This window comes from Burkholderia sp. COPS, from assembly GCF_019425585.1.
GTDB lineage: Bacteria > Pseudomonadota > Gammaproteobacteria > Burkholderiales > Burkholderiaceae > Burkholderia > Burkholderia cepacia.
The window spans coordinates 40582-59996 of the sequence record NZ_WIXR01000017.1 but is presented as its reverse complement, the minus strand read 5'-3'; the positions used below and the strand labels follow the sequence as shown (position 1 = coordinate 59996).

14 protein-coding genes are annotated in these 19415 nt (G+C 66.3%); 10 read left to right on the top strand and 4 right to left on the bottom strand.

Going from position 1 to position 19415, the window contains the following annotated elements:
• Positions 1-42 precede the first annotated feature (42 nt).
• The 5 genes from FOZ70_RS16770 to FOZ70_RS16750 are packed head-to-tail and all read left to right on the top strand — an operon-like array spanning position 43 to position 4713.
• Entirely contained in the window at positions 43-525 is a 483-nt protein-coding gene (locus FOZ70_RS16770) for an AmiS/UreI family transporter (RefSeq protein WP_021159494.1), read from the top strand.
• Positions 525-1364, top strand: coding sequence for a CbbQ/NirQ/NorQ/GpvN family protein (locus FOZ70_RS16765; protein WP_124587632.1), 840 nt, complete (start codon positions 525-527; stop codon positions 1362-1364). The genes FOZ70_RS16770 and FOZ70_RS16765 overlap by 1 nt, the downstream gene beginning before the upstream one ends.
• Positions 1361-2920, top strand: a complete 1560-nt coding sequence (locus FOZ70_RS16760) for a nitric oxide reductase activation protein (protein WP_219706286.1) — start codon at positions 1361-1363, stop codon at positions 2918-2920. The genes FOZ70_RS16765 and FOZ70_RS16760 overlap by 4 nt, the downstream gene beginning before the upstream one ends.
• Before the next feature lie 32 nt (positions 2921-2952).
• Entirely contained in the window at positions 2953-4095 is a 1143-nt protein-coding gene (locus FOZ70_RS16755) for a transporter substrate-binding domain-containing protein (protein WP_021159497.1), read from the top strand.
• A 6-nt stretch (positions 4096-4101) separates the two neighbouring features.
• Entirely contained in the window at positions 4102-4713 is a 612-nt protein-coding gene (locus tag FOZ70_RS16750; RefSeq protein ID WP_027791381.1) for an ANTAR domain-containing protein, read from the top strand.
• A 55-nt stretch (positions 4714-4768) separates the two neighbouring features.
• On the opposite strand, the gene FOZ70_RS16745 is transcribed toward FOZ70_RS16750, so the two are convergent.
• Positions 4769-5218 (bottom strand): helix-turn-helix domain-containing protein, encoded by a 450-nt coding sequence (locus FOZ70_RS16745; RefSeq protein WP_219706285.1) that lies wholly within the window; start codon positions 5216-5218, stop codon positions 4769-4771.
• 353 nt (positions 5219-5571) lie between these two features.
• Here FOZ70_RS16745 and FOZ70_RS16740 point away from each other — a divergent pair, with 353 nt between their 5' ends.
• Both FOZ70_RS16740 and FOZ70_RS16735 read left to right on the top strand, forming a co-directional pair.
• Positions 5572-6495, top strand: a complete 924-nt coding sequence (locus FOZ70_RS16740; RefSeq protein WP_219706284.1) for an alpha/beta fold hydrolase — start codon at positions 5572-5574, stop codon at positions 6493-6495.
• 480 nt (positions 6496-6975) lie between these two features.
• On the top strand, positions 6976-9399 hold the full coding sequence (locus FOZ70_RS16735; protein ID WP_219706283.1) for a right-handed parallel beta-helix repeat-containing protein: 2424 nt from the start codon (positions 6976-6978) through the stop codon (positions 9397-9399).
• 257 nt (positions 9400-9656) lie between these two features.
• On the opposite strand, the gene ggt is transcribed toward FOZ70_RS16735, so the two are convergent.
• Positions 9657-11378: a gamma-glutamyltransferase gene (ggt, locus tag FOZ70_RS16730; protein WP_219706282.1), complete on the bottom strand. Its 1722-nt coding sequence runs from the start codon at positions 11376-11378 to the stop codon at positions 9657-9659.
• Between the two features lie 420 nt (positions 11379-11798).
• On the opposite strand from ggt, the gene FOZ70_RS16725 reads away from it, so the two are divergent.
• From FOZ70_RS16725 to FOZ70_RS16715, 3 genes are all read left to right on the top strand, one after another.
• Positions 11799-12323 (top strand): metal-dependent hydrolase, encoded by a 525-nt coding sequence (locus FOZ70_RS16725; RefSeq protein WP_021159502.1) that lies wholly within the window; start codon positions 11799-11801, stop codon positions 12321-12323.
• Between the two features lie 221 nt (positions 12324-12544).
• Positions 12545-17080 (top strand): DEAD/DEAH box helicase, encoded by a 4536-nt coding sequence (locus FOZ70_RS16720; RefSeq protein ID WP_219706281.1) that lies wholly within the window; start codon positions 12545-12547, stop codon positions 17078-17080.
• Positions 17081-17215: 135 nt separating this feature from the next.
• Positions 17216-18490, top strand: coding sequence for an amino acid permease (locus FOZ70_RS16715; protein ID WP_219706280.1), 1275 nt, complete (start codon positions 17216-17218; stop codon positions 18488-18490).
• 142 nt (positions 18491-18632) lie between these two features.
• On the opposite strand, the gene FOZ70_RS16710 is transcribed toward FOZ70_RS16715, so the two are convergent.
• A complete protein-coding gene (locus tag FOZ70_RS16710) occupies positions 18633-18929 on the bottom strand; it encodes an XRE family transcriptional regulator (RefSeq protein WP_042975052.1) in 297 nt (98 codons plus the stop codon).
• A 73-nt stretch (positions 18930-19002) separates the two neighbouring features.
• Positions 19003-19362, bottom strand: coding sequence for a type II toxin-antitoxin system RelE/ParE family toxin (locus tag FOZ70_RS16705; protein ID WP_048021937.1), 360 nt, complete (start codon positions 19360-19362; stop codon positions 19003-19005).
• Positions 19363-19415 lie beyond the last annotated feature (53 nt).

Genomic DNA, 19415 nt, shown 5'->3' with positions numbered 1-19415 from the left:
CTGCCTGCGCGAACGGCGCCGTCTCACTCTGGAGCCTTCATCATGCTCGGTGTCGCTCTCTTCTTCATCGGCGCGGTGCTGGTCGTCAACGGCGTCGCGCTCACCGGCCGCATCGAACCGCGCGACGCGGCCGGCCTGAACCTGCTCGTCGGGCTGCTCGCGCTGCTGATCAACCTCGCCGGCCTCGTGCAGGCATCGGCGCCGCCGCAGTTTTTCTCGAGCGCGGGCGGGCTGCTGTTCGCGTTCACGTACCTGTATCTCGCCGCCGTCCAGTGGCGCGGGCTGCAAGGCGCCGGCCTCGGCTGGTATTGCCTGTTCGTCGCGATCAGCGCACTCGTCTATGCGGGCACGTCGAGCGACGCGCGTTTCGGGGCGATGTGGCTGCTGTGGTCGAGCCTGTGGTTCCTGTTCTTCGTCGCGCTCGGGCTGAAGCGGACCGTGCGCTTCCTGCCCGGCTACACGATCGCGATCGGCGTCGGCACCTGCTGGCTGCCCGGCATGCTGATGATGACGGGGAGGTGGTAATGAGCGCACGCGATACGCCGCTGGCCACCGATCCGCTCGCCGGGCACCGCATCGCCGATGTGCCGTTCTACCGGCCGGCCGGTGCCGAGGCCGACTGGTTCGAGACGGCCTGCCGCCATCACCTGCCGGTCCTGCTGAAAGGGCCGACCGGCTGCGGCAAGACGCGTTTCGTCGAATACATGGCGTGGCGCATGGGCCTGCCGCTGATCCAGGTCGCGTGCAACGACGACACGTCGGCCGCCGACCTGACGGGCCGCCACCTGCTCGACGCCGACGGCACCTACTGGGCCGACGGGCCGCTCACGCTCGCGGCGCGGCATGGCGCGATCTGCTATCTCGACGAGATCGTCGAGGCACGCCCCGACGCGACGGTCGTGATCCACCCGCTGACCGATTCGCGGCGCGTGCTGCCGCTCGACCGGCTCGGCGAAGTCGTACATGCGCATCCGGATTTCCATCTGGTGATCTCGTACAACCCCGGTTATCACGGCGAGCACCGGCGGCTGAAGCCGTCGACGCGGCAACGCTTCGTCGCAATCGATTTCGGCTATCCGGATGCCGTGCACGAGGCCGACGTCGTCGTGCGCGAAAGCGGCGCCGATCGCGAAACCGCGCGCCGGCTCGTCGACCTCGCGCAGCGCACGCGTGCACTGGCACAGGCGGGCAACGGGCTCGACGAAGGCGCGTCGACGCGTCTGCTCGTGCACGCGGCCCGGTTGATCGTCGCCGGGCTCGCGCCGCTCGATGCCTGCCGGATCGCGATCAGCGACGCGGCGACCGACGATGCCGACACGCGTGTCGCATTGCAGACGATGGCCGCCGCGCACTTCGCGACATGAGCGCACTGCCACTCGCCCGCTTCCTGCACGGGATGACCGCGCACGAGACCGACGTGCGCCTCGACGATGCGGCGATGCGCGCGACGCTCGGCCATGCCGCGCTGCGGGTGCCCCGTGCGTTGCCGCCCGATGCGCGCATCGCGGCGGCCGCGCACGCGCTGGCCCACTGGCGGCACTCGCCGTCCGGCGAGCCGGCCGACACGCTGACGCAGATCGGTTCAGCCGTCGCCGGCGTGATCGAGGATGCGCGCGTCGAGACGCTGCTGGCCCGCGAATGGCCGGGGCTCGCAACGTTCTGGGCGCCGGCGTTCGCGCCGATCGGCCGCGAAGGGCTCACGTTCGGCTGCCTGTGCGCGCGGCTCGCGAAAGCGCTGTTCGATCCGTCGTATCGCGACGGCAACCCGTGGGTCGACAAGGGCGCGCAGCTGTTCGCCGAGCGGCGCGACACGCTCGACGATTACCGTGCGTTTCGCACGATTGCGTCGAGGCTCGCGAACGATCTCGGCCAGATGCGCGTGCGCTTCGAACCCGACGACGGCGCATGGCTGCCCTATCGCGACGACAATGCGTGGCTGTGGGCACAGCCGGCCACCGCGGCGGCCGAACAGGCGGGCAACGACGGCGTCGAGATGTCGGCCTCGACCGGCGGCCACAGCGACGAGCGCGACGACGCACCGCCGTCCGCACCCGACGCGCCGCGCTATCCCGAGTGGAATTGCCACACGCAGCGCGAACGACGCGACTGGACGACGATCGTCGAATGCGCGCCCGCCACGTCGGCGCCGCCGCCGTCGCTTTCCGCCCTGATCGACGCCGACCGGCGCGCGGCAAAGCGAATGCCGGCCGCGCGCGCATCGGAGCTGCTGCGGCGCGTGGGCCGCCAGCTCGACGGCGATGCGCTCGACGTCGACGCGGCGATCGCCGCACGCATCGCCCGGCGCGCCGGGCACGCGCCCGATCCGCGCGTGTTCCGTCGCCGCGTGCCGCACGACGCGCGCGGGCCCGTGCTGATCCTGCTCGACCTGTCGGCGTCGACGGCCGCGCAGGTCGCCACGCTCGAGAAACGCGCGGCGTTCGTGCTCGGCGACCTGTTCGACCGGCAGCGGCGCCGCTGGGCCGTGCACGGCTACACGTCGGACGGACGGCATCGCGTGTACTACGCGCGCTTCAAGGATTTCGGCGAAACGTTCGACGCCGGCCGCCGCGCGGCGCTGCTCACGGCCGACAGCGGGATGAGCACGCGCACGGGCGCGGCACTGCGGCATGCGCTGGCCTTGCTGCGCCGCGAAACCGCGAGCGCACGGGCCGCCGTGCTGATGATCGGCGATGGCGAAGCCGCCGACATCGACGTGTTCGACCCGCGCTACCTCGTCGAGGATGCGCGTCACGCGGCACGCCTGGGCCGGCGGCGAGGTGTCGCGATTGCCGGTCTGTCGTTCGGCGAGCCGCCCGGGTTGTCTACAATACTTGGCGTCGGCCCGCGCTGCGTGCACGCGGCGAACGGCGACGCATTGCCGGCCGTCGTCGCGCACGCGGCCGGGCGACTGACCGCGTGACGGCTCTACCCGAAAGAGACAGGAACGACCGAATGAACAGTGTGAAGGTTGGCGTATTGTTCTCGCAGAGCGGATGCACGTCGCACCTTGGCCGGAGCCAGTTGCGCGGCACGTTGCAGGCGATCGCCGAGATCAACGAAGCGGGCGGCGCGAACGGCTGCGAGATCGTGCCCGTCGTGCGCGATGCCTGTTCGGACCCGGCCGTCTATGCGCGGCTTGCCGAGGAACTGATCGCCACCGAGCGCGTGAACGTGCTGTTCGGCGGATACATGTCGAGCAGCCGCAAGGCGCTGATTCCGATCGTCGAGAAGTGGGACAAGCTGCTGTTCTACCCGACGCTCTACGAAGGCTTCGAGTTCTCGCCGAACGTGATCTACACGGGTGCGGCCCCGAACCAGAACAGCGTGCAGCTCGCCGCGTTCATGACCGCGCAGTTCGGTGCGCGCGTGTATCTCGTCGGGTCCGACTACATCTACCCGTACGAGTCGAACCGCATCATGATCGACCTCGTCACGCAGCATCCGGAAGGCCAGATCCTCGGCGAGGTCTACATGCCGCTCGTCGCGTCAGAGCAGGATTTCGCGGCGGTCGTCGAGGACATCCGCGCGAAAGCGCCCGACTTCGTGTTCAGCACGCTCGTCGGCGACAGCACGGCCGCGTTCTATCGTGCGTATGCGCAAGCCGGCCTCGATGCACGCAGGATGCCGATCGCGAGCCTGACGACGTCCGAGATCGAGCTGGGCCAGATGGGCGCGGCCGCGGCCGGCCACTACACGTCGTCGCCCTACTTCCAGACCATCGATTCGGACGTGAACCGGCGCTGCATCGCGCAGCTCAAGGCACGCTTCGGCGACGACGCGACCGCCTCCGCGCCGTGGGAAGCCGCGTATTTCCAGGTTCACCTGTTCGCCAATGCGCTCGCGCGCGCCGGCACCGACCAGCGCGACCGGCTCGTCGAACATCTCGCGGACGCGGAATTCGACGCGCCACAGGGCCGCGTGAAGATCGACCGCCTCACGCAGCACACGTGCCTCTATCCGCGCATCGGCTGCGCGACGGCCGACGGCAATTTCACGATCGTGCGCGAAGCGACGCGGCGCGTGCATCCCGATCCGTACCTCGTCACGCATTCGCTCGGCGACCGCGTGCACGCGCCCGACGAACAGAAGGCGTAACCGACGATGCGCGCCCGCACCCCGATCCGCTCGACGCCGCGCCTGCTCGCCGAACTGCGCTCGCTGCGCGTGATGGTGTACTACCCGGATGACGACAACGGCCTGCTGCTCGTCGAGCAGCTCTCGCGCATCGGTTGCCCGAGCGAGCAGCGCTGGCCGCCGCCCGCCGCGCTGCCGGAGAGCGTCGACCTCGTGATCCTCGCGGTCCGGCCCGACCTGCTGCACCTGTCGATCCCGTGGCTCGAGGACGATGCGCGGCCGCCGCTCATCGCCGTCACGACCTACGAAAGCCCGACGATCCTCGAACTGATGCTGCGCATCGATGCACAGAGCGCGGTAACGACGCCGGTGCGTTCGTTCGGCCTGTTGAGCGCGATGGCGCTCGCGTGTCACCAGAGCCGGCGGCACGACGAATACCGGCGCCGCATCGCGCAGCTGGAACAGCGCGTGATGTCCGCGCGCACGCTGCAGGAAGCGAAGACGCTGCTGATGCAGCACAACGCGATCAGCGAGGAAGAGGCCTATCAGCAGATCCGCTCGCAGGCGATGGAGCGGCGCATCTCGATCAACCAGCTCGCCGAGCAGATCGTGCACGCGCATGCGCTGTTGAAGCGGTAACGCGGACGCGATCGCCGATCGCCGCGCGTCAGGTGCGTCAGGCGCGTCAGGCGCGTCAGTCCGGCGGCGGCAGCACGACCGTGTCCTCCGGCCCGAGCACGCGCCCGTCCTGCGAACGCAGCTCGAGCTTCCTGACGGGCAGCCCGGTCTTCCGGTCGACGAGCAGCACGTGCGCCTCGTCGGGTTCGAAGAAGAAATCCTCGCCCCACTGCCGCAATGCGACGAGCAGCGGAAACAGGCCGCGCCCTTTCTCGGTCAGCACGTATTCGTGATGCGCGCCGCCGTCCGCGGGCGGCACGATGTCCATGATTCCGTGCGCGACCAGGTTGCGCAGACGCGCGGCCAGGATGTTCTTGGCCAGCCCGAGGTTCTTCTGGAATTCGCCGAAGCGGCGCAACCCGTCGAACGCGTCGCGGACGATCAGCAGCGACCACCAGTCGCCGATCGCGTCCAGCGGGCGGGCAACCCCGCAAAGGGAATCTTCGTGCGTGGTTCGTCTGTTCATCGATGCATGAGGCGATGCCGTTCCGGGCATGCGGCCGGAACGGCGGTTACGCTCGTTGAAATGAATGGTTGCAATATAAAACTCGTCACACGAAAGATCAATCGCGCGAGGCTCGACTGTTCGCGATCAACGAACGCCATGGCCGATTCTGGCCTCATTGGCACTTCAGGTCGTACATCCGGCATATAAATTCCGGCATTTCCTCGTTCGGGCTCATCATCCCGCACCTACGGGCCAAGCATGCGTCGATCGCGGCCGCCCTCCTTTCTGGTTGCAACTTGAAACCCGATGTCCTACGCTTCGATTCAGTTTCAACTTGAAACCAAACTATCCGACTACCGAAGGAGCGTTCGATGATCCGGCCCGATGCCACGTTCGACGGCACCTTTCCTTTCGCCCCGCATTTCGACGATGCGTCCGGCTTCCGGATGCACTACGTGGATGAAGGCCCGCGCGACGGCGAAACCGTTCTGTGCCTGCATGGCGAACCTACGTGGGGTTACCTGTTCCGCCATCTGGTGACGGCGCTGCGTCCGACGCATCGCGTCGTCGTGCCCGATCACATGGGCTTCGGCAAAAGCGCAACGCCGCAGGATCGCAGCTACTGGCTGCAGGACCATATCGACAACCTCGAGCGCTTCGTGCTCGCGCTCGACCTCGATCGCATCACGCTCGTGATGCACGATTTCGGCGGCCCGGTCGGCATGGGGCTCGCCGCGCGGCATCCGGGCCGGATCCGGCGCATCGTGTCCGCGAACGGGCCGACGCCGTTCGGCCAGCCCGATCTCGTCGAGCGCCTGACCGCGAACGGTCACGATGCGCCATGGTTCCAGTGGACCATGCGCGCGGCGGCCGACGACACGCTCGAGACGGTGCTTGGGCAGCTCGGCTTCAACATCCTGAGCACGCTGAAACTGAACGGTTTCGAGAACCACGCAGTCATCACCGACACGTGGATCGCCGCATACGGTGCGCCGTTCGCGCAACCGGCGGACTGTCTCGGCGCGATCGGATGGGCCCGCGGGTTTGCCGAGGGCGCGCACCGGTTCGAGGTGCCCGATGCGGCGGCATTGCGCGCGATACGCGACAAACCCGCGCTCGCGATCTGGGGAGACGCCGACCGGACGCTCGGCGCGGAACACTTCCTGCCGCTTTTCACCGCACTGTTTCCGTCCGCGCCCGTCGAGCGGCTGGCGGGCGTCGGGCATTACTGTTTCGAGGATGCGCCCGACGCCATCGCGGCGCGGATCGCCGGATTCATCCGGGCCACTGCTTGAATGCCGGTCATCACCGAAGCAAGCCCCGCGACGCGTTTCCTTCCGGCGCCCATCCGCCGAATTTGATTCCGGCGCGGATACCGATCGCGTCGGGCAATTTTCGATGCCTGTCGACGACCTACGATCACAGTGGATATCCATTGCCATGCTGGCGCACGTTTAATTTGACCAGCAGTCGCCATAAAATGTAATCGTCCGCTCCAACCAAAAATACAATATGTTGTTTTCCGCACCGTTCTCAAAGAAATCACTCCCACCTTGAATTCAAGACGTATCATGAGTCCTGCTCGCGCCCCTTTCATTTGATCAAATTAACAGGGTGGCGAGTCTGACATTTCGAAGATTAATCGGCAGCCTCCATTTCCGGATCGCATTTCCCCGTACCGCCAGAACAGCGAATTCGGCCGGCATCGCTGTCGATCATTCGATAATCTTCGTTCCAACTTTCGTGGTCGGATTGCGATAGCAAGGAGTATTTCAATGACGACAGAAGTCCCGGCAACCTACATCGTAGGTAGCGCAACCGGACTGATTCCGCGCACGCTTTTGCAGGAACTGGTTGATCTTCCGACGAGTGTAAGACGGTTTGGCGTAATGGGCGACGGCGTGACCGACGATACAGCAGCGCTCCAAGTGGCATTCAATGCCGGGACGCCTCTTTATTTCCCCCCCGGCGTCTATCTGTACAGCAATACACTGAATGCAACCGCATCGATCATCGGAGCCGGCTGGAATTCGGTTCTTCAGTGCACGACGTCGCAGGGCCAAAATTCGGCAATATACTGGAAAAACGCCAGCAATTTAAAAATCCAGAATTTGCAGTTTTTCTCGAAAAATGCGACCGGATACTACTCCAATGAAAACGCCGGGCCAATCAATTTGGAAGCGTGCAGTCAATTTGAGATATCCGGATGCCAGATCAACAATGCCGCGAGCCAGGCCATCATGATGCGTGCCTGTGTCAACGGGAAAGTATTCGGAAATACGGTGCTCAATGTCTGGCACGACGGCTTCCATGTTACCGGAGCAAGTTCGGACATTACGATCATAAACAATGAAGTGATTAATGGCGGCGATGACGCGTTTGCTATTGTCGGATATCAGAACGATCGTGCCCGCCCCCGCCGCATCATCATTGCAAACAATCGTATCGATCAGACCAAATATGCCCGCGGCATTGCCATTGTTGGCGCTCAAGACATAACCGCTTCTGGAAACCATATTTATAATTCCCAGTGCGCGGGAATTTATATTTCCTCGGAATCCGGTTATCAAACGTACGGCAACGACAATATCAAAATAACCGACAATATCCTGGATACGTGCGGCGTATCATCCGATATCGTCGCCCGTCCCAACCTTCCGAACGCTCCAAATTCTTACGGGGCGCTGCATTTGACCACAGCCAATGGATTCAACAACTCGAGCATTTCAATCATCAACAACACGATCAAGAATTCCGCGGGATATCCGATCTTTTTAGGGGCATCCGGAGGCACCCATATTCTGGTCAACATTTCACAGAACACGATAGTCAATGGCTGGGATCCGAACAACAAGAACGGATTCCCGCTGACGACGATCAGTGCGACCTCGGCATCGACGACGTTGAACTTTGCCAACGTCCCGGGTGTCGCGGTCGGCATGACGGCCTGGTATTTCAACGGATCGACGAGCATAGCGATAGGCACGGTCGTATCGGCAAGTGTATCGACGGTCACGTTGAGCCAGAATGCAACTATGCCGAGTGGCGCGATCGTGGTCTTTTCCGGTGTCGGCCTGTTCGGTGCGACGATCGTGACAACGGCTTCCACCGCGAGTGCCGCTACGTCGTTGACATTCGCCACGACAACCGGCGTCACCTATAACGATAACTACGGTTTCGGGTCGCCCGGCAACGAAACGACAGGCGTGTCGATCGGGCAAAGCGTCAGCGGGACCAACATCGCGGCCGGCACCTTCGTGACGGGTGTGACGGCGACCTCGGTGACGCTCAGCAAGGCGACGACCGGCACCGTCGCGAGCGGTGCATCCATCGTCTTTACGCCGATGGTCTGCACGACATCTCAAACGATCACGACCTCGGCCGCAGCGGCTGCAGGGACCAACACGCTGACGTTTACACCGTATCCGTCGGCACGCGGCTGTGCGGTAGGGCAAGGCGTATCCGGAACGAATATCCCGGTCGGCACTTACGTGACGTCGGTCTCCGGTAACGGAAATGGCCCGACCGTCACGCTGTCCAACAATTTCACCGGCAGCGGAATTGCAAACGGCGCATCCATTACATTCACCGGAACAGGTTCATTGAGCACATCCGCCGGAATCTTCCTGTCTGCCACTAGCGAGTGTATCGTTTCGAACAATCAACTATCCGGTATCGCGAAGGACGGCATTTATTTGGATGGCTCCTGCTCACATTCCACGGATATTAATAGCAATATCGGAGATAACATCGGTTGCCGCAATGCATTTGGCTGTCTTATCACGATCGCAGCACTCTCGGCAGGAGCATCTCTCAAATTGAGAGGAAATTATCTGGCTCAACCGGTCAATTATCCTCGAGCAGTCGGCAACTTTATTTATGCTGCTTCGTGGTACAACATATCGTGGAATGAAGACAATTTCGCCCAAAACGGGTTTGTCAGTCCCTATGTGCAGATGGATTCCGTTTTTCCGACAGTCGGCGCTTCACCGTGGACGTTCACGAACAACAACCTGAGCGCGGTCAGCATGTCGATCGCCGGAGGCACCGTTTTGTCAATCAATGTCTCCCGAAACGGACAAACTGCCTATGCGAGCGGGTTGACAAACGGAATGATCGATCTCAAGTCAGGGGACGCAATGACGGTTGCCTATACCGTCGCCCCCACTGTCACGATGATTCCGAGACTGGGGCAATAGCACGTCCGCGACTGCGGGACTTGCGCGGGGGTACAGACCGGATACGGTACACCACGCTCCCGCCTTCGGTCTGGACCGACGCAAGTTCCGCTCCGGCAGAACAGCAGCGGTGCGCCGGAAATTCAAATCGCCCGATCCCCTTCTCAGCATAGTCTGCTCGGTTGGGATCGAGCTCACCGTCTCATCCGTGCTGCGCTCGTACCCGACGTCAATCACTGTTCGCGCGACCGCCACGGCGATCGCGGAACAGGCTCCCCTCAGCGAATGATCCGCGTCACGCCACGCCCGCGCGGGTCGGCCATCGCCTCCGGCGTCTTGCCGTCGATCTTGATCACCTGGATGTCGCCGCTGAAATCCTGCCCCTTCAGCGTGTAGCCGCGCGCCTCGATCTGCTTCGCGAGTTCGCCTTCGATCGGGTGGTACGGCTCCCAGAAGATCGTGTTCGGCGGCAGCAGCTGGTGATGGAAGCGCATCGCGCCGACGGCCTCCTTCAACGGCATCTTGAAGTCGTAGATGTTGTTGATCACCTGGAAGATCGACGTGAAGATGCGCGAGCCGCCCGGCGTGCCGATCACCAGCGACACCTTGCCGTCCTTCGTCATGATCGTCGGCGACATCGACGACAGCGGGCGCTTCTTCGGTTCGATCGCGTTCGCATCGCTGCCGACCACGCCGAACATGTTCGCGACACCCGGCTTCGCGGAGAAGTCGTCCATCTCGTCGTTCAGCACGATGCCCGTGCCGTCGGCAATCACGCCCGAGCCAAAATAGCCGTTGACCGTGTACGTGTTCGACACCGCGTTGCCCCACTTGTCGACCACCGAGAAATGCGTCGTTTCGGCCTTCTCCGGCATCGTCGTGCCGAGGCCCGGCTGCACGCTCTTGGTGTCCGACGGCTCCTTCGGGTTGACCTCGGCCGCCCGCTTCGCGATGTACGCGTCGTCGGTCAGCTGCGCGATCGGCACCTTGTAGAAATCGGGATCGCCGAGATACTGCGCCCGATCGGCGAACACGCGCTTCTCGATTTCCGCGACGAGGTGGATGTACTGCGGCGAGTTGAGCTTCACGCCCTCGAAGTCCTGCTTCAGGTCGGCCTTCATTTTCAGCAACTGCACGAGGCCAATGCCGCCGGAGCTCGGCGGCGGCGCGGTGATCACGTCATAGCCGTTCCACTTCGCCTGCACCGGCTCGCGCCACACCGCGCGGTACTGCGCGAGATCTTCGGTGGTGATCAGCCCGTTGCCGTCGCCGGTCTTCATCGACGCGGCGATCAGCTCGGCCGTCTTGCCCTTGTAGAAGCCTTCCGCGCCGCCGTTCGCGATGCGCGTCAGCACGTCGGCGAGATCGGGCTGCTTGAAGTTCACGCCGGCCTTCAGCCCGGAGAAGTACTTGTCGAAGTTGGTCTTGCCGCCGAACTCCTTCGATGCATCGACGCCGCGCTGCGCCAGTTGCTCGTCGACGACGAAGCCGTCGCGCGCATAGTGGATCGCTGGCGCGAGCACCTGCTTCCACTTCAGCTTGCCGAAGCGCTTCTGCGCTTCCCACATGCCCGCGACCGTGCCCGGCACGCCGACCGCGCGCGGGCCGTACAGGCTCATGCCCTTGACGACGTTGCCGTCCTTGTCGAGGTACATGTCCTTCGTCGCGGCGAGCGGCGCGCGCTCGCGGTAATCGATGAAGTACGGCTTGCCGTCCTTGTAGATCGTCATGAAGCCGCCGCCGCCGATGTTGCCGGCTTCCGGATACGTGACGGCCAGCGTGAACGCGATCGCGACGGCCGCGTCGATCGCGTTGCCGCCTTCCTTGAAGATCCGCTCCGCGGCATCCGCGCTGTACTTGTCGGCCACCGCGACCGCCGAGCTCGTCAGGACGGCCGGCTGCGGCCCCTTCGCATAGACGGGTGCGTTCGGCAGGAAACCGATGCCGGCCACCGTCGCGAGCACGACAGCGGATGATTTGAAGCGATTCAGCGTAGTCATTGCATGTCCCCCATATGGATCTCCTTCAGGCAGGAAAAGCACCTGTCCCGCGCATGGCCGCCGGCGCACCGACGGCCATATCCGGTTTCGTAGTATAGGGGGACAAAAAGGGTCGAACACGTGACATGCGATGAAAGCGCATTCGCTGTGCGCGCCTCGTCATGTCGCCGCTTCTCGACACGGATGCGGACAGGTCGAATTTGCACCGGGCGCACAGCCGCAGTTCGCACCGGTTCACGTCTTCACGCAGCGCACAAAACCGAAAGTTGCGAACTGCGCGACAGGCCCCGTGACACGTGAAAAAAAATCTGCAAACGACCGTCCCGCTGCACGATCCGATCTGCGAAGATAGCGCCCCGCTTTCGCACCGCATCATCGGTTCGTACACGCGCCGCCTCACGTTTCTTCGTCTCGCTTCCTATGGCATCACACAACGCGCATCATGCGTCCGGCTTCGCGGCCGGTGTCGCCGCCGCCGCCCTCGTCGCACAAACCGGCGCCACGGGCCCGTGGCATTCGGGCATGTTCGCCGCATTCGCGGCGGGCGTCGCGGGCGGTACCGCCCCCGACTGGCTCGAAGTCGCATGGTGGCGCCGCAAGCGCCGCCTGTGGGTCACGCATCGAACCATCACGCACTGGGGCATCGGCTGGATCGCGCTGCTCGCGCTCGGCTGGCACGGGCTCATCCATCATCCGCATCCGCTGTGGGCCGCACCGCTGTTCGGCTTCGCATGCGGCGGCGTGATGCACCTGCTTGCCGACTGGCCGAACCCGCTCGGCGTACCGTGGATCTGGCGGCGTCATTCGCTCAACCTGTGGAACAGCGGGCGTTGCGACCTGATCGTCGTGGGCGCCGCATGGGGCGGCACGCTGTGGCTCGCGCAGTCGTTGTGCTCGCGTGCGCCGCTGCTCGAACACTGGCTCGGCTGGCTGCATCGCGTCTAGTTGCAATTCGGCGCAATTCGACGCGATTCGGCGTGCTATCGATACACCGACGCACACGCAACTTTCCGTCCATTGAAAGTACGGTGCAGGCCCCCATTTGAGTCCGGAGCGCCGACACGCGCCTCCGGCACGCACGCGCGACGTCTGGCACACTGACGATTCGATTCGTGCGCGCCTTGCGCACGCTTTGCGCCCTGCTTGCACCCTATTTCAACGCTCCGATGGACGTCACCGCTACCCGCCCTGCCGCCCGTGCGCTCGACGTGTTCCACCCGGCCGTCGCCGCGTGGTTCCGGCGCACGTTCGCCGCGCCCACCGGCGCGCAGGCGCTCGCGTGGCCGCACATCAAGGCCGGCCGTTCGACGCTCGTCGCCGCGCCCACCGGCTCCGGCAAGACGCTCACCGCGTTCCTGTGCGCGCTCGACGATCTGGTGCGCGATGCGCTCGCGCATGACGGCACACTGCCCGACGCGACGCTCGTCGTGTACGTGTCGCCGCTGAAGGCGCTGTCGAACGACATCCACGTGAACCTCGACGCGCCGCTCGCCGGCATCGCCGAATCGCTCGCGCAACTCGGCCTGCCGGTGCCGGCGATCCGCACCGCCGTGCGCACCGGCGACACGACGCAGGCCGAGCGCGCCGCGCTGCGCAAGCGCGCGCCGCACATCCTCGTCACGACACCCGAGTCGCTGTACGTGCTGCTGTCGTCCACGTCGGGGCGGCAGATGCTGTCGAACGTGCGCTCGGTCATCGTCGACGAGATCCACGCGCTCGCATCGTCCAAGCGCGGCAGCCATCTCGCGCTGTCGCTCGAACGTCTTGACGCGCTGGCCGGCCGTGCGCTGCCGCGTATCGGGCTCTCCGCCACGCAAAAACCGATCGACGCGGTCGCGCGGTTCCTCGTCGGCGGCGCGGCCGACGCGCCGCGCGATTGCACGATCGTCGACACGGGCCACACACGCGAGCGCGACCTCGCGCTCGAACTGCCGAACGTGCCGCTCGAACCGGTGATGGCGACCGACGTGTGGGAACAGGTGTACGACCGCATCGCCGGCCTCGCGGCCGCGCATCGCACGACGCTGGTGTTCGTCAACACGCGCCGCACCGCGGAGCGCATGGCTCGCCATCTCGCCGACCGGCTCGGCAAGGATGCAATCGCCGCGCATCACGGCAGTCTCGCGAAGGAGCACCGCTTCGACGCCGAACAACGCCTGAAGCGCGGCGAACTGAAGCTGCTCGTCGCGACCGCGTCGCTCGAACTCGGCATCGACATCGGGGACGTCGATCTCGTCTGCCAGGTCGGCTCGCCGCGCGGCATCGCGCCGTTCCTGCAACGCGTCGGCCGCTCGGGGCACCATGTCGGCGGCGTGCCGAAGGGGCGGCTCTTTCCGCTGTCGCGCGACGAGCTGGTCGAATGCGCGGCGCTGCTCGACTGCGTGCAGCGCGGCGAACTCGATGCGCTGCGGATTCCCGAAGCGCCGCTCGACGTGCTCGCGCAGCAGATCGTCGCCGAAGTCGCGTGCACGGAATGGCAGGAAGACGCGCTGTACGCGAGCTTCACGCGCGCCGCGCCGTACGCTCGGCTAACGCGCGAGCGCTTCGACGAAGTGATGAAGATGCTCGCCGAGGGGTTCACGAGCCGTCGCGGCGTGCGCGGCGCGTATTTGCACCGCGACGTGGTCGGCGGCACCGTGCGCGGGCGCCGCAACGCGATGATGACCGCGACCACGTCGGGCGGCACGATCCCCGACATGGCCGACTACGCGGTGCTGCTCGAACCGCAGGGCATCCAGGTCGGCACGGTCAACGAGGATTTCGCGATCGAGAGCCTCGCGGGCGACGTGTTCCAGCTCGGCAACCAGTCGTACCGGATCATTCGCGTGGAAACGGGCCGCGTGCGTGTCGAGGACGCGCAGGGCCAGTCGCCGAGCATTCCGTTCTGGCTCGGCGAGGCGCCGGGGCGCAGCGACGAGCTGTCGGCGGCGGTCGGCCGGCTGCGCGCGCGGCTCGACGGGCTGTTCGCGGAAGGCGACCGGCTCGCACATGGCAAGACCCGTGAACGCGTCGGTGAAGGGACTGGGACTGGCGGGAAGCTCACGCCGAGGACCGACGCCAAAGCGGGCGCGAAGGCGAAATCGAAGGCCGGGATCAAGGCCGATACCGATGCCTCGCTCGACGTGCGGCACGACACCGTTGTCGCTCCCACCACCGAAAGCCGCCTCGCGCCGGCGTTGCGCTGGCTCGTCGACGATCTCCGCCTGTCGCCCGACGCCGCCCGCCAGATCGTCGACTACCTCGCCCGCACCCGCGCCGCGCTCGGCGCGCTGCCGACGCAGGACACGCTCGTGATGGAGCGCTTCTTCGACGAATCGGGCGGCACGCAGCTCGTGATCCATTCGCCGTTCGGCAGCCGCATCAACCGCGCCTGGGGGCTCGCACTGCGCAAGCGCTTCTGCCGCAGTTTCAACTTCGAGCTGCAGGCGGCCGCGACCGACGACGCGATCATCCTGTCGCTGTCGCTCGCGCACAGCTTCGCGCTCGACGAAGTGTGGCGTTACCTGCGTTCGGCCAGCGCCGAACACGTCCTCGTTCAGGCACTCCTCGACGCGCCGATGTTCGGCGTGCGCTGGCGCTGGAACGCGACGACGGCGCTCGCGCTGCCGCGCTTCACCGGCGGCAAGCGCACCGCGCCGCAACTGCAGCGGATGAAGAGCGAGGATCTGCTCGCAACCGTGTTTCCCGATCAGGTCGCGTGCCTCGAGAACATCGTCGGCGAACGCGAGATACCGCATCACCCGCTCGTCGACCAGACGCTCGACGACTGCCTGCACGACGCGATGGACACCGATGGCTGGCTCGCGCTGCTGCGCCGGATCGAGAGCGGTGCGATCGAGCTGATCGCGCGCGACCTGCCCGCGCCGTCGCCGCTCGCGGCCGAGATCCTGAACGCGAAACCGTATGCGTTCCTCGACGACGCACCGCTGGAAGAGCGCCGCACGCAGGCCGTGCAGTCGCGCCGCTGGAGCGATCCCGAATCGGCCGACGATCTCGGCGCGCTCGACGCCGACGCGATCGATGCGGTGCGCGACGAAGCCTGGCCGCTCGTGCGCGACGCCGACGAAATGCACGACGCGCTGCTCACGCTCGCATGCATCGCCGACAGCGAAGCGCACGCGCACGAAGGCTGGCCCGAGCGGCTCGCGGAACTCGCCGAACGCCGCCGCGCGACGAAACTCGTGACGCCCGGCGGCGTCGCGCTGTGGGTGCCGGTCGAACGGCTCGTGTGCCTGCGTGCGCTGCATCCCGATGCCCGCATCGCGCCGGCGCTCAAGGTGCCGGCTGCCTGCGCGCAACCGTGGGAAGCGGATGCCGCACTCGTCGACGTGATCCGCGCGCGGCTCACCGGTTTCGGCCCGCTTGCACTCGACGCGATTGCGACACCGCTCGGCCTGCCGCCGGCGTCGGTCGCGACGGCGCTCGCGGCGCTGGAGCGCGAAGGTTATGTGATGCGCGGCCGGTTCACACCGGGCACGACGACCGACGAATGGTGCGAACGCCATCTGCTTGCGCGCATTCATCGCTACACGGTGAAACGGCTGCGCCGCGAAATCGAGCCGGTGGAGCGCGCCGACTTCATGCGCTTCCTGTTCCACTGGCAACACCTGACACCCGACACGCGCGGCACGGGCCGCGATGCCCTCGCGGCCGTGGTCGAACAACTCGAAGGCTTCGAGGCCGCGGCAAGCGCATGGGAAGACGCACTGCTGCCCGCGCGGCTCAGCGACTACACGGCGGGCGGGCTCGACGAGCTGTGCCGCTCGGGCAAGCTCGTGTGGACGCGCATCGGCGCGCCGGCACGTGCGGCCGGCACGCCGGTGAAGACGACACCGATCGTGCTGCTGCCGCGCCGCCATCTCTCCGCGTGGCAGGCGCTGCGCGATCCCGACGCACAACCGGCGCTGTCCGCACGGGCCACGCAGGTGCGCGACACCCTCGCCGCGCATGGCGCGATGTTCTTCGATGCGCTGCTCGACGACCTGCACATGCTGCCCGTCGAACTCGAGCAGGCGCTCGGCGAACTCGTTTCGGCCGGCCTCGTGAATGCGGACAGCTACGCGGGCCTCCGCGCACTGCTGAAGCCTGCCGTCAAGCGCAGCGCGACCTATGCGCCGCGCACGCGGCGCGGCGGTGCGCTGATCGGCGGAATGGACGACGCCGGCCGCTGGGCGCTCATGCAACGCGCTTCGGCACCGGCTGACACGCCAACGCCGGCACCGAAGCGCGGTGCGCCCGCGACCGATCCCGACGCACTCGAACACATCGTCTGGACGCTGCTGCGCCGCTATGGCGTCGTGTTCTGGCGGTTGCTCGAACGCGAAGCCGACTGGCTGCCGAACTGGCGCGAGCTCGTGCGCGTGCTGCAACGCCTCGAAGCGCGCGGCGAGATTCGCGGCGGACGCTTCGTCGCCGGGCTCGCGGGCGAACAGTTCGCGCTGCCTGAAGCGATCCCGGTCCTGCGCGAACTGCGGCGGCAACCGGGCGACGGACAGTACGTTTGCGTGACGGGCGCCGATCCGCTGAATCTTGCCGGCACGCTGCTGCCCGGCGACAAGGTGCCGGCCCTCGCTGGAAATCGCGTGCTGTTCCGTGACGGCGTGCCCGTCGCCTCGCTGGTTTCCGGGGCGTTCCACTACGCCCCCGAACTGTCGCCCGCCGCGCGCGAGGATGCGCGCCTGCGGCTCGCGCGACGCCACTGACATCGGCTGACACGCGGCACCACACCGACTACTGATCGCGGGGCCGCGCGACCGCCTGCCTTCGGGTAGCATCGAACGACTTTCCGCGCGGGTGCCCGCGCTCCAGCACAACAAGATTTACGGAGACTGCTGTCCATGCCCTCGCACGCCGACTCGCCCGCCGCTCATCACGCGGGCTCGCTGACCATTTTCCAGGGCGCCGCGCTCTATATCGGCGCGGTGCTCGGCACCGGCGTGATCGCGCTGCCCGCGCTGGCCGCCGAGGTCGCGGGCCCGGCATCCCTGCTCGCGTGGGCCGCGCTGGTCGTGTTGTCCGGGCCGCTCGCGGCCACCTTCGCCGCACTCGGCGCGCGCTATCCCGATGCAGGCGGGGTCTCGACCTACGCCCGGCGCGCATTCGGACCGAAAGCCGCGGCGGTCGTCGGATGGTGCTTCTACTTCGCGGTGCCGGCCGGCGCGCCGGCTGCCGCGATGTTTGGCGGCGCGTACGTCGCGGCCGTCACGGGCGGCGGGCACACGACGGTCGTCGTCACGGCTGCCGCGCTGATCGCGACCGTATCGGCCGCGAATGCATTCGGTGTCACCGTTTCAGGCCGCATGCAGCTCGTGTTGTCGGCGTTGCTCGTCACGCTGCTGCTCGCGGCGGTGCTCGCCTCCGCGCCGCATGCCCGCACGGCGAACCTGCATCCGTTCGCCCCGCACGGCTGGCTCGCGGTCGGCCAGGCCGCCGCGTTGCTCGTGTGGAGTTTCGCGGGCTGGGAAGCAATCACGCACCTCGCGGCCGAGTTCCAACGGCCCGCACACGACATGCCGCGCTCCGCAGGGATCGCCGTCGTGGTGGTCGGGTTCCTGTATCTGTCGGTCGCCGCCGCGAGCGTGACGGTGCTCGGGCCTTCCGCGGGCGCATCGGGCGCGCCGCTCGCCGAACTGATCGCAGGCGGCATCGGCGGTCACGCACAGGTGCTCGCCGCTGCAGCCGCGCTGCTGCTCACGCTCGGCACGATGAACGCGTATTTCGCGGGTGCGGCCAAGCTCGGCGCGGCGCTCGGGCGCGACGGTGCATTACCCGCGTGGCTCGCGCAAGGCAGCCAGGTCGGCGGCGTCCCGCGCCGCAGCCTCGGCGTGATCGCCGTGCTCGCGGCCGTCGCGCTGGCCGCGACGGCGATCTCGGACGTCGGACCGAAACCGCTCGTGCTCGTGACGTCCGGGTGTTTCGTGATGGTGTATGGGCTCGGTGCGGCCGCCGCGCTGAAGTTGCTGCCGCGCGGCGGCATCGCTTACCACTGTGCGTGGGTTTCGCTGGTCGCGGTTGCCGGGCTGTTCCTGACGACGGGCTGGGCCATCCTGTGCCCGCTGCTGCTCGCGGGCGGTGCGCTGCTTTATCTGCGGGTGACCGGGCCGCGCCGGTAACCCGGCAGTTGCGCGCGTGCCGACATTCGCCGGCTTGCGGCGACACGCCGGCGAATCATGGCCGACCCGCTGGCCGGAGCGCCGGCCACTGCGCCGTGCGCATCGGTCGCGAACCCGGCCATATGCCGCCGTTTCATGCTCGTCAGGCCGGCACCAGCGCGAAGCTGAGGCGCTTGCCGAGCGCGGCGGCCGCGCTCGCGAGCGTCGCCAGCGTGAGGCTCGTGTCGGTTTCGTCGAGCAGACGGTTGAGCGCGGCGCGGCTGGTTTTCATCCGCGCGGCCATCGCGGTTTTCGTGATGTGCTGCGCCTTCATTTCCTGCCCGATCTGCCACGCGATCACGCGCTTGATCGCGGTGGCGGTGGCCGCTTCGAGATTGCCGTCCTCCTCGAGGAAGGTATCGAAATCGCTGCCGATATGCGGATGGTTCGTGGTCGTCATGAGGTACTCCAGTGCATGGCGTTGCCGGCTGCCTGCCCGTCGAAGACGGTGCGTTCCGGCGCAACCGGGAAATTCAGATGGCATGCGTCAACGCTTTGAGACGCGCGACGGTGACATCGAGATCGTCCGACGGCGTGGCCCGCGACTGCTTGAAGAAACCGTGCAGCAGGACCATCGTGTCGCCGACGACCGTAAACAGCACACGGGCGCTCCGCCCCGGCAGCGCCACGCGGATCTCCCACAGATCCGGTGCCATCTTCCGGACCAGCGGCATGCCGAGCGGCCAGCCGAGTTGAACGGTCTTGATCTCTTCGCCGATCACCCTGCGCTCCGCTTGCCCGAGCGCCTTCAACCATTCGCGCACCGGCTCGTTGCCACGAGCCGTCTGAAAGAACCGCACGCCGAGCGTGACCTGGATCTGCTGTCTCGTCATCGTCTTGACACCAATCGTACCAAAATCGGTACGATATGCCAAGCACGACCAGG

Coding starts and splice junctions, on each gene's coding strand:
- FOZ70_RS16770 (WP_021159494.1), top strand. CDS start 43: ATGCTCGGTGTCGCTCTCTTCTTCATCGGCGCGGTGCTGGTCGTCAAC.
- FOZ70_RS16765 (WP_124587632.1), top strand. CDS start 525: ATGAGCGCACGCGATACGCCGCTGGCCACCGATCCGCTCGCCGGGCAC.
- FOZ70_RS16760 (WP_219706286.1), top strand. CDS start 1,361: ATGAGCGCACTGCCACTCGCCCGCTTCCTGCACGGGATGACCGCGCAC.
- FOZ70_RS16755 (WP_021159497.1), top strand. CDS start 2,953: ATGAACAGTGTGAAGGTTGGCGTATTGTTCTCGCAGAGCGGATGCACG.
- FOZ70_RS16750 (WP_027791381.1), top strand. CDS start 4,102: ATGCGCGCCCGCACCCCGATCCGCTCGACGCCGCGCCTGCTCGCCGAA.
- FOZ70_RS16745 (WP_219706285.1), bottom strand. CDS start 5,218: ATGAACAGACGAACCACGCACGAAGATTCCCTTTGCGGGGTTGCCCGC.
- FOZ70_RS16740 (WP_219706284.1), top strand. CDS start 5,572: ATGATCCGGCCCGATGCCACGTTCGACGGCACCTTTCCTTTCGCCCCG.
- FOZ70_RS16735 (WP_219706283.1), top strand. CDS start 6,976: ATGACGACAGAAGTCCCGGCAACCTACATCGTAGGTAGCGCAACCGGA.
- ggt (WP_219706282.1), bottom strand. CDS start 11,378: ATGACTACGCTGAATCGCTTCAAATCATCCGCTGTCGTGCTCGCGACG.
- FOZ70_RS16725 (WP_021159502.1), top strand. CDS start 11,799: ATGGCATCACACAACGCGCATCATGCGTCCGGCTTCGCGGCCGGTGTC.
- FOZ70_RS16720 (WP_219706281.1), top strand. CDS start 12,545: ATGGACGTCACCGCTACCCGCCCTGCCGCCCGTGCGCTCGACGTGTTC.
- FOZ70_RS16715 (WP_219706280.1), top strand. CDS start 17,216: ATGCCCTCGCACGCCGACTCGCCCGCCGCTCATCACGCGGGCTCGCTG.
- FOZ70_RS16710 (WP_042975052.1), bottom strand. CDS start 18,929: ATGACGACCACGAACCATCCGCATATCGGCAGCGATTTCGATACCTTC.
- FOZ70_RS16705 (WP_048021937.1), bottom strand. CDS start 19,362: ATGACGAGACAGCAGATCCAGGTCACGCTCGGCGTGCGGTTCTTTCAG.